The organism is Sinomonas atrocyanea, from assembly GCF_001577305.1.
Taxonomy (GTDB): domain Bacteria; phylum Actinomycetota; class Actinomycetes; order Actinomycetales; family Micrococcaceae; genus Sinomonas; species Sinomonas atrocyanea.
Genome location: NZ_CP014518.1, coordinates 1,496,360 through 1,509,227 on the forward strand (window position 1 = coordinate 1,496,360; position 12,868 = coordinate 1,509,227).

A 12,868-nucleotide genomic window follows, 5' to 3' on the forward strand; every position below is an offset into this window, starting at 1 on the left:
ACGCGCCGCCCCGGGGTACCGGGCGCTGACGGGGTCGGGCAGACTCGGAGCATGAGCAACCGCCTCGCCGGGCAGGCTTCGGCCTACCTGCGCCAGCACGCCGAGAACCCCGTCCACTGGCAGCCGTTCGGAGACGACGCCTTCGCGGAGGCCGCCCGCCGGAACGTCCCGGTCTTCCTCTCGATCGGCTACGCCGCCTGCCACTGGTGCCACGTGATGGCCCACGAGTCCTTCGAGGACCCGGCCGCGGCCGAGCAGCTCAACGCCGGCTTCGTGTGCGTCAAGGTGGACCGCGAGGAGCGCCCCGACGTCGACTCCGTGTACATGGCCGCGTGCCAGGCGATGACCGGCCAGGGCGGGTGGCCCCTGAGCGTCTTCACCCTCCCCGACGGGCGCGCCTTCTACGCCGGGACCTACTTCCCGCCGGCCCCCCGCCCCGGCCAGCCGAGCTTCCGGCAAGTCCTCACCGCGGTCGCGGAGGCCTGGCGGGACCGGCGGGAGGCCGTGGAGCGCCAGGCAGGCGCCCTCGCGGACGCCCTGGGCGGCCTGTTCTCCGACCAGCTGCTCGGCATCGGCGCGGACAGCGGGCACGACGGCGCGGCGCTGACTTCCGCGGTGGGGGACGCCGTAGCCGCGCTGGCCCGGACGGAGGACCGCTCCCACGGCGGTTTCGGCGCCGCCCCCAAGTTCCCGCCCTCGCCCGTGCTCGAGTTCCTCGTCCGGCACGCCGCAGGCACCGCCCCCACCGCCGAGGACGCCCGGGGACTCGCGGGCCGCTCGCTCGCAGCGATGTGCCGCTCGGCGCTCTTCGACGTGCTCGGGGGCGGGTTCGCGCGCTACTCCGTGACCGCGGACTGGTCGCTGCCGCACTACGAGAAGATGCTCTACGACAACGCCCAGCTCCTGCGGGTCCTGGCGCACTGGGTGCGGCTGGGCGGCTCGGACGAGTTCCCCGCGGACGAGGCGCGGGAGGCCGCCTCGCTCACCGCCGACTGGATGGTGCGCGAGCTCGGTCTGCCCGACGGCGGCTTCGCGTCCTCCCTCGACGCCGACTCCGAGCGGAACGGCCACCGCGTCGAGGGCGGCTACTACGTCTGGACGCGTCGGGAGCTCACCGACGCGGTGGAGGACCCGGACGACGGCGGCCGGCTGGCTTCCCTCTTCGGCCTGCCCCTCGGCGAGCACGCCTCCGCGGCCGCGCCGCTGCACGTGGGCCGGGCCCTCACCGCGGAGGAGCACGCCCGCCTCGCACGCCACCGGGACGCCCTGCACGCGGCCCGCACGCTCCGCACGCCGCCCGACCGGGACGAGAAGGTGGTCGCAGGCTGGAACGGCCTCGCGGTCGCGGCGCTCGCGGACGCGGCGTGGGCGCTGGGCCGCCCTGGGCTGATCGGGCCGGCGCGCGCGGCGGCCACGCTCCTCCAGGGCACGCACTGGGACGGCGCGCGGCTCCTGCGCGTCTCGCACGGGGGGACGGCGGGAGGGATCGAGGGGCTTCTCGCCGACTATGCGGGCTGCGCCGAGGGCGCCCTCGCGCTGTACGCGGCGACCGGGGAGGAGCAGTGGTACGCGTGGGCCGAGGACCTCCTCGCCGTGGCCGAGGACCGCTTCATCGCCGACGGCCTCCTCTCCGACGCCGCCGCCACCGGCCCTGCTGCGCAGAGCGCGGCCGGCGTCCGGGCGGCGCTCGCGGGGGCCCGGAGCCTCGATCCCCACGATGCCGAGGCGCCCAGCGGCGCCTCGCTTCTGGCCGGGGCCATGCTCTCCCACGCCGCCTACAGCGGCTCGGCCGGGCACCGTGCTGTCGCGGAGTCGATCGTGGGCGGCCTGCCGCGTCTGATGGCGCAGGGGCCGCGCTCGGCGGGATGGCTCCTGGCCGTGGCCGAGGCCCTGCTCGCCGGCCCTGCCGAGGTGGCGATCGTCGGCGGTGCGGGGGAGGAACGCGGTCGTCTGCAGGCCGAGGCTCTCGCCTCGCCCGCTCCCGGAACCGTGGTGGCGGTGGGCGAGCCCGGCGTCCCGTCCCGGGTGCCGCTCCTGGCCGACCGGCCCGCGGCGCCCGACGGCGGCCCCCTCGCCTACGTCTGCCTGGACTTCGCGTGCCGGCTGCCGGTGGGCACGCCGTGCGGGCTCCACCAGGAGCTGGCGGCACCGCGCTGAGGCCCCCGAGCGCGGGCGCCCGCAGTACGGGCCCCCGGAGCATGGGCGCCCGCAGGACGGGGCGCTGGGCTACCCGCCGGTGATGATCGGGGCCCCCGTCACGGCCAGCACGATCGCGACGTAGTGGACCGCGAACGCGGCGACCGTGAACGCGTGGAAGAACTCGTGGAAGCCGAAGTGGTGGTAGGAGAAGTTCGGGCGGCGGATCCCGTAGAAGACCGCGCCGGCGATGTAGAGCGCGCCGCCGATGCAGATGAGGATCGCCGCCGGCACGCTCGCGGCGAAGAACTCGGGCAGGAACAGCAGTGCCGCGCAGCCGAGCGCCACGTAGATGGGCACGTACAGCCAGCGCGGGGCGCCGACCCACAGGGTGCGGAACGCGACGCCGGCCAGGGCGCCCGCCCAGATGAGGGTCAGCAGCAACACTGCCGTGGGCCGGGGGAGGAGGACCCAGGAGAGCGGTGTGTAGGTGCCCGCGATCACGAGCATGATGTTCGTGTGGTCGAGCCGCTTGAGCAGCGCCTTGGTCCGCGGTGCCCAGTTGCCGAGGTGGTAGACGGCGCTCACCGAGAAGAGGAGCAGCCCGGTGACGGCGTAGACCGCGGAGGCGATCTTGCGGTCGGCGCCGGGGGCGAGGGCCACCAGGACGATCCCCGCGGCGAGGGCGAGCGGGGCCGTCGCTGCGTGGATCCAGCCGCGCCACGAGGGCTTGAGGGACAGGAGCTCTGCGCGGACGTCCGCGGGGTGCTGCATGGGGCCGAGTCTAACTTACGGTCCAGTAGGTTACCGGCCGGTAGCATCACATTCTGCTGCGGTAGCCTAGAGGGGCAGCAGCGTGGGCGCCCGGGACCGGGCACGGATTCGACGGGCGGGAGGGCCATGGAACTGCCCGGCTTCCTCTACGGCTTCTACGAGCGCCACCTCCAGCGCTCGCTGAGCCCGGACAGCGTTCCCGGCCACATCGGCGTCATGGTGGACGGCAACCGGCGCTGGGCCCGCCAGTTCAATGCCCCCACGAGCCAGGGGCACCGCGCCGGCGCGGACAAGATCCACGAGTTCCTCGTCTGGTGCCGCGAGCTCGGCGTGCGCGTCGTGACCCTCTACATGCTCTCGACCGACAACCTCAACCGCTCGAGCGACGAGCTCGCCGAGCTGACGGAGATCATCGCCGACACCCTCGACCGGCTCGACGAGGACCCCTCCGTGTCCGTGCATGCCATGGGCGCCCCCGAGATCCTCCCCGACCACCTCGCAGAGCGCCTCGCGCGCCTCACCGCGAAGCCCAGCCCCTCCGAGCCGCTGCACGTCAACGTCGCGGTGGGCTACGGCGGCCGGCGGGAGATCGTCGACGCGGTGCGCGACCTGCTGCGCGACGCCCTCGCCCGGGGCGAGGACATCGCCGAGCTGGCGGACCGCCTCGACGTCGACGACATCTCCCGCTTCCTCTACACCGCGGGCCAGCCGGACCCCGACCTCGTGATCCGCACCTCGGGCGAGCAGCGGCTCTCGGGCTTCCTCATGTGGCAGAGCGCCTACAGCGAGTTCTACTTCTGCGAGGCCCTCTGGCCGGCCTTCCGCAAGGTCGACTTCCTGCGGGCCCTGCGCGACTACGCGGGGCGGCAGCGCCGCTTCGGCGCCTAGCCGGGGATTCCCACACCGGGCGCCTGGGCCGGGGCGTGGACCGGGATCGGCCAGCCGAGGACGGCCTTCGGCCGAGGCCTCGCGAACGTGCGGACCTTCGACGTCGTGAGCCCGAGCCGGACGAGGGACTCCGCAGCCGCGATGGCGGCAGCAACGCCGTCGACCACGGGAACGCCGCAGCGCTCGCGGATCCGCCCTTCGAGCTCGGCCATCCCGCCGCACCCGAGCACGATCACCTCGGCCTTGTCCTCCCGGACCGCCCACTCGGCCTCGGCGACGATCGCTTCGATGGCCCGCTCCGGATCCTCCTCGAGCTCGAGCACCGCCATGCCCGAGGCGCGGACGGACGCGCAGCGGGCGTCGAGGCCGGCGAGCTTGAGCCGGTCCTCGATGAGGGGCACGGCCCGGTCGAGGGTCGTGACGACGGAGTACTTGTGGCCGAGGTACATCGCCGTGGCCGCGGCGGCCTCCGTGATGTCGACGACCGGGACGTCCAGGAGCTCCTGCAGCCCCTCCCGCCCGTGCTCGCCGTACCCGGCCTGGATGACGGCGTCGAACTCGCCCTCGTACCGCGTCACGGCATCCATCACCGCGACGGCCGCGAGGTAGCTCTCGAAGTTCCCCTCGCAGGACTCCGCGCCGAAGCGCGGCGTGACGCCGATGATCTCGGTGCCCGGCAGCGCGGCGCGGCGTGCTTGGGCCGCGATGGCGTCGGTCATGGACTGGGTGGTGTTGACGTTGGCGACCAGGATGCGCATGGGGTGTCCTTCGGTGGGGTTTCCTGCTGGTGGGGCGCGGGACGGACGACGACGGCGGGTGGGGCTCGCCGTCGTCGTCCGTCCCGAGGGGCTTCAGGCTGCTGCCGGCTCGGGCTGGGCGTCGGCCTTGATCTGCGGCCGGACCCGCTCGAAGGCAGCGAAGGCGACGAAGCCGATGCCGCAGCCGATGAACCACGAGTAGTCGGAGATCCACTGGGCCTGGCCGATGACGGTCGGGATGATGACCGAGGCGATCGACGGGACGCCGGCCGCGACCGTGGCCCACACGGCGTTCGGGTTGAAGCCGTTGACGAACCAGTAGCGGCCCTTCGGGCTCATGGTGTACATCTCCTCGACCCACACCCGCTGGCGGCTGACCACGAAGTAGCCGGCGATGAGGATGCCGAACAGGGGGCCGATCAGGGCGCCGAGGATGCCGAGGGAGTACTGGATGGCCGTGGCGTTCGAGTACCAGTTCCACGGGGTGAGGACCACGGAGCCGACGGCGGCGATCATGCCGCCCGTGCGCCAGGAGATCTTCTGCGGGTTGACGTGGGAGAAGTCGAACGCGGGGGAGATGAAGTTGGCCACGATGTTGATGCCGACGGTCGCGATGACGAACGTCAGGCCGCCGAGGATGGTGGCGAACGGCGCGTCGATCCGGCTGACCGTCTCGATCGGGTCCGTGATGAGCGTGCCGAAGACCGGCACCGTGGCGGACGCGGTGATGACGGTGAGGAGCGAGAAGAAGAGGAAGTTGATCGGCAGGCCGAGCATGTTGCCCTTCTTCACGGACGTGAACGACTTGGCGTAGCGGGAGAAGTCGCCGAAGTTCAGCATTGGGCCGGAGAAGTAGCTCACCACGAGGGCGATGGCCGAGAGCATGACGGGGATGGAGGCGCCGAAGTCGAGGGGCTTGCCTGCAGAGAGGTTCAGGGAGACGTGGTCCCAGCCGGCGTTGGCCACGAGGTAGACGGCCAGGAGGATCATCACCACGTAGACGGCCGGACCGGCCCAGTCGACGAAGCGCTTGATGGCCTCCATGCCGCGCCAGAACACGAGGCCCTGGGCGACCCAGAGGACGGCGTAGGCGACGTAACCGAGCGGCGAGAGACCGAGGAAGCCGTGCGCGTTGACGGCCAGCGGGGCGAGCTGCGGCCAGAACTTGAGCATGACGATGACGAGCGACTGCGACGCGAGGTACGTCTGGACGCCGTACCAGGCGATGGCGATCAGGCCGCGGATGACCGCCGGGATGTTCGCGCCGCGGACGCCGAAGATCGAGCGGTTGATGACGGGGTACGGCACGCCCGTGGCCTGACTCGGCTTGGCGACGAGGTTGCAGAAGAACTGGACGATGAGGATGCCGACCACGAGGGAGACGAGCACCTGCCACGAGGCCAGGCCGAGGGCGAAGAGGCTGCCCGCGGTGACGTAGCCGCCGACGCTGTGCACGTCGGACATCCAGAAGGCGAAGATGTTGTAGGAGCCCCACCTCTGGTGCGCGAGCGGGTCGAGGTCCTTGTTCGACAGCCGCGGGTCGCGGCCGGGGAACGGGGCCGACTCTGTCACCGTCGGCAGCACCAGCGGGTGCTCTGCGGCGACGTCGGCTGCGATGTCATTGATGGTCGTCACGGTCGTCAGCGACGGGACGACGGCGTCCTGATTGCTGTTCATGGTGTTCTTTCGGATCAGTGGTGGCGGCGGAGCCGCAGGATCCGCTGGCCCTTTGCGCTGGAAGGCTCAGCTGGTGGACGTTGTGCCGGCGGTCGAGGAGGCCGTGTTGTGTGACCTACCTCTCATCCCCTGCGCTCCACAATAGCTCTGGTATACCAAAGTTGGCAAGAGGGCATTTGAAAGGGCGCCGGGAGGGCATTCCTCGCCGAGAGCGGCCTCCATGGAATACCAAGACCCGGCGTGGGAGGGGTGTCAGGAGCCCGAGGGCCGGGGCGCACCCAGGCCCACGTGCGTGCGCAGGAGGACCGCGTACGCGGCGGCGTCCCCGCGGTCGAGGAACGTGATCAGGCGACGGTGGTCGGAGAGGAACCGGGGCAGGTTGCCCTCGCCCTGGCGGACGACCGCGTGCGCGAGCCGCTCGAGCCGCGGGCTGATCTGCCCATAGAACGCGCCGGTGAGCGCGTTGCCGGAGGCGGCAGCGACGGCGGCGTGGAACGCATGGTCCGCACGGGCGAACGCGAGCGGGTCCCGCGCGTCGACCGCGCGCTGCTGGTCCTCGAGGAGTCGGGCAAGCTCCTGCGTGCCCGCGGCGTCCCTCCGCGGCCCGTCGGCGACGGCCCGCACGGACTCGGACTCCAGCATGACCCGGGCCTCGAGGAGCTGGCGGATCGCGGCGTCGTCCTCCCCAGTCACCACGGCGCCCTTCTTCGGACACAGCCGCAGCAGCCCCTCGGAGGAAAGCCGCAGGAAGGCCTCCCGGACCGGCGTGCGGCCCATCCCCAGCACTGCGGACTGCTCGCCCTCGGTGATGAGCGCTCCCGGCGCGAGCGCTCCGGAGACGATGGCGTCGGCGAGGGCTGCGTGGGCGCGCTCGGCGGCCGCATGGGGCTGCTCGGTCCCGGCCACGCCTCCAGCCTACGCGTGCATCTCTTGATGGATGCATCAGCCCGGCGGTCGCGGAGCGGGATTTGCCGGACACTCCCCGCGCGTTCATCCGCAGGACATGTGGTGCGGCGTACATTGGCGCCATCGGAGGCATCCGCCTCCGGTACGGGGAGGCCGAATGTGGGCGCTGCACTGCAGCAGTCCAGGGAGGCCGGTTCCGGCCTCGCGGCCGAGCCGGACGGAACTGGAGAACGCCGGGGAGACCCGGGGGCTGGAGTCGACGTGACGACCACTGGAATGCTGCCCGAAGAGACCGCCGCCGCAGACGCCCCCGCAGGGGACACGCGGAGGACCTACGTCCTGGACACGTCCGTGCTGCTGTCGGATCCGCGGGCGCTCCTGCGCTTCGCCGAGCACGAGGTGGTGATCCCCGTCGTCGTGATCACCGAGCTCGAGGGCAAGCGCCACGACCCCGAACTGGGCTACTTCGCCCGCAAGGCCCTGCGCCTGCTGGACGACCTGCGCATCCGGCACGGCAGCCTCAGCCGCCCCGTCCCGCTCGCGGCGGACGGCGCGGCCGAGGGCGGGACCCTCACCGTGGAGCTCAACCACATCTCCGCCGACGTGCTCCCCGCAGGCTTCCGCAGCGGCGAGAACGACTCCCGCATCCTCGCCGTGGCCAAGAACCTCGCCAACGAGGGCCGCTCCGTGACGCTCGTGTCCAAGGACCTCCCGATGCGGGTCAAGGCCTCGGCGATGGGCCTCGACGCCGACGAGTACCGCAATGAGCAGATCGTCGACTCCGGCTGGACCGGGGTGGCCGAGGTCGACGCCGACGAGGAGCAGATCGGCGCGCTCTACGGGCACGAGCCGGTCTTCATCCCCGAGGCCGCCGAGATGCCGGTCAACACCGGCCTCGTGGTGCTCTCCCACCGGGGCTCCGCCCTCGGACGGGTGGGCGCCGACAAGCAGGTGCGGCTCGTGCGCGGCGACCGCGAGGTCTTCGGTCTCCACGGGCGCTCGGCCGAGCAGCGCCTCGCGATCGACCTGCTCATGGACCCCGGCGTGGGCATCGTCTCGCTCGGCGGCAAGGCCGGCACCGGCAAGTCCGCGCTCGCCCTGTGCGCGGGCCTCGAGGCCGTCATGGAGCGAGGCGAGCACAAGAAGGTGGTCGTGTTCCGCCCGCTCTTCGCCGTCGGCGGCCAGGAGCTCGGCTACCTGCCCGGCACCGAGGCCGAGAAGATGAACCCTTGGGGCCAGGCCGTCTTCGACACCCTCGGCGCGCTCGTGGGCAAGGAGGTCCTCGACCACGTCATGGACGCCGGCCTGATCGAGGTGCTCCCGCTCACCCACATCCGCGGCCGCTCGCTGCACGACTCGTTCGTGATCGTGGACGAGGCCCAGTCCCTCGAGAAGAACGTGCTCCTGACCGTGATGAGCCGCATCGGGCAGAACTCGAAGATCGTGCTCACGCACGACGTCGCCCAGCGGGACAACCTCCGCGTGGGGCGGCACGACGGGATCGCCGCCGTGGTCGAGACCCTCAAGGGGCACCCCCTGTTCGGCCACGTGACCCTCACCCGCTCGGAGCGCTCGCCCATCGCCGCGCTCGTCACCGAGCTGCTCGAGGGGGCCGAGATCTAGCCTCAGCGCACGGCCCGGCCGGCAGCAGCCGGCGACCGGCCGCCGTCGTCCTTCAGCCCCGCTCCGGGATGCCGAGGACGGCGGCGGCCGGTCCATGCCCGTGCACCTCCAGGCGCCAGCCGGGGCGGCGGAAGGCCGCCTTCGCGAGGCGGAACCGGAGTTCGCGTTCGACGACGCCAGGGGCGCCTTCGCAGCGCGCCTCGCCGTTGGGCTCGTACCCGAGGGAGCGGCTCACCCCGATCGAGGGCGCATTCCAGTCGTAGGCGCCCGTCTGCGCGACCTCCGCGCCGAGGCAGTCGAACGCCCACAGCAGCACGGCCGCGCGCATCTCGGTCCCGAGCCCGAGGCCGCGGGCCGAGCGGCGCAGCCACGAGCCGGTGGCGACCGTGCGCAGGGCGGCGAAGTCCGTGGCCCCGACGTCCTGGGACCCCAGGAACTCGCCCTCCCGCGACCAGACGCCGAACATGACCGTCCAGGCCGCGGGGTGGGAGCGCAGGCGCGACTCCCAGATCCAGCGGGCGCTGTTGGCCGCGATGTCGGGCGACTCGTCCCACGCGTTCGACAGCGCCGAGCGGCCTGACGGGGCCAGGGCAGGATCGGTGAGGCCGCCGCGGGCAGCCTCGACGTAGTGCGGGATGTCCTCGTCGCGGAGAGGGCGGAGCTCGAGCCGAGGGGTGAGCAGGCGGAGACGGAGTATGGGCCAGACGTCCTCGAGCGTCATCATCCCGCCACGCTAGCCCACGTGCGGCGGAGGGGGCGCCCGCGGCGCTAGGGTCCACCTGTGACCCACCGACTTCCCGAGCTGTGGCAGGACAGCCCCGTCGCGTTCTGGCTCGTCATCGCGTGCCTGGGCTACTACCTCTGGATGGCCGCGCGGCTGGCCGTGATCGACATCCGCAGCCACCTGCTCCCGAACCGGATCGTGCTGCCGAGCTACTGGGCCGCGGTCCCGCTGACCGTCGCCGCCGTGGTCGCGGCCGGGGGAGCCGACGTCGGGGCGGCCCTGCGCGTGCTCGGCGGCGGCGCCGTGCTGTGGCTCGTGTACTTCGTGCTGCGGGTCGTCTACCCGGCGGGCATGGGGTTCGGTGACGTCAAGCTCGCCGGGGTCCTCGGCCTGTACCTGGGCTTCCTGAGCTGGGAGCACCTGTTCTGGGGCACCGCGGCGGCGTTCCTGCTCGGCGGCCTGTACGGCCTCGGCCTCATCGTGACGCGCAGGGGCACCGCGAAGTCCGCGATCCCGTTCGGACCGTTCATGCTCGCGGGCACCGCGATCGCGCTCGTGCTGCCCGCCTGAGCCGCCCTCAGCCGACGAAGTGCGCGCGGCGCTCCGGGTCGAGGGCCCAGCCGATGGCGCGGGCGTGCAGCGGCGGGATGTCCGGGAGGCCGTCGCGGGAGAACCAGCCGACCTCGAGGTTCTCATCGTCGTTCACCCGGGCCTCGCCGCCGGTGTACGCGCACGCCATCACGACGTCGAGGTACTGGGCGTGGTCCCCATTGGGGTAGACCACCGGGGCTGTGATGCCGACGCCGGCGAGGTGGGTGACCGCCACGTGGACGCCGGTCTCCTCCAGCACCTCGCGCACCGCCGTCGCGGCGGGCTCCTCGCCGGGCTCGACGATGCCCGCGGGAACTGTCCAGCGCCCATTGTCGGCGCGCCGGACGAGGAGGAGGCGGCCGGCGTCGTCCGTCACGACGGCCTTGACCCCCGGCAGCCAGAGGGGATGGTCCCCGACGAGGTCACGCAGGGCGAGGATGAAGTCAGGCGTGGGCACGGGTCCCAGACTACCCGGGCGGCCGGAGCATCCCGCTGCCGGCGGGACCCCCGCGCCCCCCAGACATTCTGAAGGTCACCTCCTGGAGGTCGATGTCAGGACAAAGACCCACAGGAGGTGACCTTCAGGAGATGACTCTCAGGAGGTGGCTCTCAGGAGGTGACCTTCAGGAGGTGACTCCCAGAGTGGGGGCTACTTGTTGGGGCCCGTCATCGTCGTGACGTCGAGCGCCGCGTCGAGCTGCTCCTCGGTGAGCTCGCCCCGCTCGACATAGCCGAGCGCCACGGTCGCCTCGCGGATCGTCAGGCCCTCCTTGACGGCCTTCTTGGCGATCGCCGCGGCGTTCTCGTAGCCGATGAACTTGTTCAGCGGCGTGACGATCGAGGGCGAGGCCTCGGCGAGGAAGCGCGCGCGCTCGACGTTCGCCTGGATGCCGTCCACCATCTTGTCCGCCATGACGCGGGCCGTGTTCGCCAGCAGGCGGATCGACTCGAGCAGGTTCGCGGCCATGACCGGGATGCCGACGTTGAGCTCGAACGCGCCGTTGGTCGAGGACAGGGCGATCGTGGTGTCGTTGCCGATCACCTGGGCGGCGACCATGATCGCGGCCTCGCAGATCACGGGGTTGACCTTGCCCGGCATGATCGACGAGCCCGGCTGGAGGTCGGGGATCGCGATCTCGCCGAGGCCGGTGTTCGGGCCCGAGCCCATCCAGCGCAGGTCGTTGGCGATCTTCATGATCGAGTAGGCGATGTTGCGCAGCTGGCCCGAGGCCTCGATGAGGCCGTCGCGGTTCGCCTGGGCCTCGAAGTGGTTGCGCGCCTCGGTGATCGGCAGCGCCGTGTCCGCCGCGAGGAGCTCGATCACGCGCTGCGGGAAGCCGGCGGGCGTGTTGATGCCGGTGCCGACGGCGGTCCCGCCGAGGGGCACCTCGGCGACGCGGGGGAGGGAGGCCTCGATGCGCTCGATCCCGTAGCGGACCTGGGCCTCGTAGCCGCCGAACTCCTGGCCGAGCGTCACGGGGGTGGCGTCCATGAGGTGCGTGCGGCCGGACTTCACGACGTCCTTGAACTCCGCGGCCTTGCGGCTCAGCGAGGCGGCGAGGTGCGTGAGCGCGGGGACGAGGTCGTTGAGGAGGGCGTTGGTCGCCGCGACGTGCACCGAGGTGGGGAAGACGTCATTGGAGGACTGGGAGGCGTTGACGTGGTCGTTCGGGTGGACGACCTTGTCGCTGCCCGCCTCCTTGAGCGCGCGCGTGGCGAGCTCGGCGATGACCTCGTTCATGTTCATGTTGCTCGAGGTGCCAGATCCGGTCTGGAACACGTCGATCGGGAAGTGCGCGTCGAACTCGCCCGCGGCAACGCGGTCGGCGGCGCCGGCGATCGCGTCGGCGAGGTCGGCATCGATGACGCCGAGGTCCTCATTGGCGCGCGCGGCGGCCTTCTTCACGCGCGCGAGGGCCTCGATGTGCTTGCGCTCGAGCGTCTTGCCCGAGATGGGGAAGTTCTCGACGGCGCGCTGCGTCTGGGCGCGGTAGAGGGCCGAGGCGGGAACGCGCACCTCGCCCATCGTGTCGTGCTCGATCCGGTATTCCGTGGCAGGGGCCTGCACTGCAGAGTCAGTCATGGCTCCCAGATTAGACCCGGTCGCAGGGCACCCCCGAACCGGGAGCGCCCTGCGACGGACATGGTCCTTGGAGGAGCGGACCTAGACGTTCCCGAAGCCGGAGACGAGCTCGGCCTTGCCCTCGGCCAGGTGGTAGCAGACGCCGAGCACGGCGGTGCGGCCCTCCTCGACGGCGGTGGCGATGGTCTGGGACGTGTCGAGGAGCCGCTTGCCGGTCTGGCGGACGTGCTCGACGACGGTGTTGTCGACGTCGGTGATCCCGTTGCGCTGGGCCGTGAGGACGGAAGGCATGATGCGCTCGACGAGGTCGCGGACGAACCCGCCGGGCATCGTGCCGGTCTCGTACGCCTGGACGCTGGCCGTGACGGCGCCGCAGGAGTCGTGGCCGAGGACCACGATGAGCGGGACGTTGAGCGGGTCGACCGCGTACTCGAGCGAGCCGAGGATCGTCTCGTCGATGACGTGGCCCGCGGAGCGGACGACGAACGCGTCCCCGAGGCCGAGATCGAAGATGATCTCCGCCGCGAGCCGCGAGTCCGAGCAGCCGAAGATCACGCAGATGGGATTCTGCGACGCGACGAGCTCATGGCGTCGGGCCGAGTCCTGGTTGGGGTGGATGTTCGCGCCATCCACGAAGCGCTGGTTTCCGTCGCGCAGCATCTGCCACGCCTGGGCGGGAGAGAGAGTCTGGGTCACGGGCCCTACTCT

General features: G+C 71.8%; 12 protein-coding genes. 4 read left to right on the plus strand and 8 right to left on the minus strand.

The annotated features are described in order from the left end of the window. Nucleotides 1-51 precede the first annotated feature (51 nt). Complete coding sequence (locus SA2016_RS06995; RefSeq protein ID WP_066496908.1) at nucleotides 52-2,157, plus strand: thioredoxin domain-containing protein; 2,106 nt, start codon at nucleotides 52-54, stop codon at nucleotides 2,155-2,157. Nucleotides 2,158-2,226: 69 nt separating this feature from the next. Here the strand turns inward: SA2016_RS06995 and trhA are convergent, their stop codons facing one another. After that, on the minus strand, nucleotides 2,227-2,910 hold the full coding sequence (gene trhA / locus SA2016_RS07000) for a PAQR family membrane homeostasis protein TrhA (RefSeq protein WP_066496910.1): 684 nt from the start codon (nucleotides 2,908-2,910) through the stop codon (nucleotides 2,227-2,229). Between the two features lie 126 nt (nucleotides 2,911-3,036). Between trhA and SA2016_RS07005 the strand changes: the two genes are divergently transcribed. Continuing rightward, nucleotides 3,037-3,798: an isoprenyl transferase gene (locus SA2016_RS07005; RefSeq protein WP_066496911.1), complete on the plus strand. Its 762-nt coding sequence runs from the start codon at nucleotides 3,037-3,039 to the stop codon at nucleotides 3,796-3,798. On the opposite strand, the gene SA2016_RS07010 is transcribed toward SA2016_RS07005, so the two are convergent. The 3 genes from SA2016_RS07010 to SA2016_RS07020 all read right to left on the minus strand — a co-directional run bounded on the left by SA2016_RS07010 (nucleotide 3,795) and on the right by SA2016_RS07020 (nucleotide 7,139). Continuing rightward, the gene (locus tag SA2016_RS07010; RefSeq protein ID WP_066496912.1) at nucleotides 3,795-4,556 is read right to left on the minus strand and encodes an aspartate/glutamate racemase family protein; all 762 of its coding nucleotides are present in this window, start codon (nucleotides 4,554-4,556) and stop codon (nucleotides 3,795-3,797) included. The genes SA2016_RS07005 and SA2016_RS07010 overlap by 4 nt on opposite strands. Nucleotides 4,557-4,649: 93 nt before the next feature. Further along, nucleotides 4,650-6,233 carry an NCS1 family nucleobase:cation symporter-1 gene (locus tag SA2016_RS07015; RefSeq protein WP_084249375.1) on the minus strand — a complete coding sequence of 528 codons (1,584 nt, stop codon included), beginning with the start codon at nucleotides 6,231-6,233 and terminating at the stop codon, nucleotides 4,650-4,652. 252 nt (nucleotides 6,234-6,485) lie between these two features. Further along, nucleotides 6,486-7,139, minus strand: a complete 654-nt coding sequence (locus SA2016_RS07020; protein WP_066496913.1) for a GntR family transcriptional regulator — start codon at nucleotides 7,137-7,139, stop codon at nucleotides 6,486-6,488. 276 nt (nucleotides 7,140-7,415) lie between these two features. Between SA2016_RS07020 and phoH2 the strand changes: the two genes are divergently transcribed. Continuing rightward, nucleotides 7,416-8,762: an RNA 5'-3' helicase PhoH2 gene (gene phoH2, locus SA2016_RS07025; RefSeq protein WP_066496917.1), complete on the plus strand. Its 1,347-nt coding sequence runs from the start codon at nucleotides 7,416-7,418 to the stop codon at nucleotides 8,760-8,762. 52 nt (nucleotides 8,763-8,814) lie between these two features. On the opposite strand, the gene SA2016_RS07030 is transcribed toward phoH2, so the two are convergent. Beyond that, on the minus strand, nucleotides 8,815-9,486 hold the full coding sequence (locus SA2016_RS07030) for a GNAT family N-acetyltransferase (RefSeq protein WP_066496918.1): 672 nt from the start codon (nucleotides 9,484-9,486) through the stop codon (nucleotides 8,815-8,817). 57 nt (nucleotides 9,487-9,543) lie between these two features. Here SA2016_RS07030 and SA2016_RS07035 point away from each other — a divergent pair, with 57 nt between their 5' ends. Next, complete coding sequence (locus SA2016_RS07035; protein WP_066496920.1) at nucleotides 9,544-10,056, plus strand: prepilin peptidase; 513 nt, start codon at nucleotides 9,544-9,546, stop codon at nucleotides 10,054-10,056. 7 nt (nucleotides 10,057-10,063) lie between these two features. On the opposite strand, the gene SA2016_RS07040 is transcribed toward SA2016_RS07035, so the two are convergent. The 3 genes from SA2016_RS07040 to SA2016_RS07050 all read right to left on the minus strand — a co-directional run bounded on the left by SA2016_RS07040 (nucleotide 10,064) and on the right by SA2016_RS07050 (nucleotide 12,820). After that, a complete protein-coding gene (locus SA2016_RS07040; RefSeq protein ID WP_066496921.1) occupies nucleotides 10,064-10,534 on the minus strand; it encodes an NUDIX hydrolase in 471 nt (156 codons plus the stop codon). A 192-nt stretch (nucleotides 10,535-10,726) separates the two neighbouring features. After that, nucleotides 10,727-12,160 (minus strand): class II fumarate hydratase, encoded by a 1,434-nt coding sequence (locus SA2016_RS07045; protein WP_084249376.1) that lies wholly within the window; start codon nucleotides 12,158-12,160, stop codon nucleotides 10,727-10,729. An 81-nt stretch (nucleotides 12,161-12,241) separates the two neighbouring features. Next, nucleotides 12,242-12,820 carry a carbonic anhydrase gene (locus SA2016_RS07050; protein ID WP_066496924.1) on the minus strand — a complete coding sequence of 193 codons (579 nt, stop codon included), beginning with the start codon at nucleotides 12,818-12,820 and terminating at the stop codon, nucleotides 12,242-12,244. Between the last annotated feature and the right edge of the window lie 48 nt (nucleotides 12,821-12,868).

Excerpts from the sequence above, each read along its gene's own strand:
- SA2016_RS06995 (WP_066496908.1), top strand. The coding sequence starts at position 52 with ATGAGCAACCGCCTCGCCGGGCAGGCTTCGGCCTACCTGCGCCAGCAC.
- trhA (WP_066496910.1), bottom strand. The coding sequence starts at position 2,910 with ATGCAGCACCCCGCGGACGTCCGCGCAGAGCTCCTGTCCCTCAAGCCC.
- SA2016_RS07005 (WP_066496911.1), top strand. The coding sequence starts at position 3,037 with ATGGAACTGCCCGGCTTCCTCTACGGCTTCTACGAGCGCCACCTCCAG.
- SA2016_RS07010 (WP_066496912.1), bottom strand. The coding sequence starts at position 4,556 with ATGCGCATCCTGGTCGCCAACGTCAACACCACCCAGTCCATGACCGAC.
- SA2016_RS07015 (WP_084249375.1), bottom strand. The coding sequence starts at position 6,233 with ATGAACAGCAATCAGGACGCCGTCGTCCCGTCGCTGACGACCGTGACG.
- phoH2 (WP_066496917.1), top strand. The coding sequence starts at position 7,416 with ATGCTGCCCGAAGAGACCGCCGCCGCAGACGCCCCCGCAGGGGACACG.
- SA2016_RS07030 (WP_066496918.1), bottom strand. The coding sequence starts at position 9,486 with ATGATGACGCTCGAGGACGTCTGGCCCATACTCCGTCTCCGCCTGCTC.
- SA2016_RS07045 (WP_084249376.1), bottom strand. The coding sequence starts at position 12,160 with ATGACTGACTCTGCAGTGCAGGCCCCTGCCACGGAATACCGGATCGAG.
- SA2016_RS07050 (WP_066496924.1), bottom strand. The coding sequence starts at position 12,820 with ATGCTGCGCGACGGAAACCAGCGCTTCGTGGATGGCGCGAACATCCAC.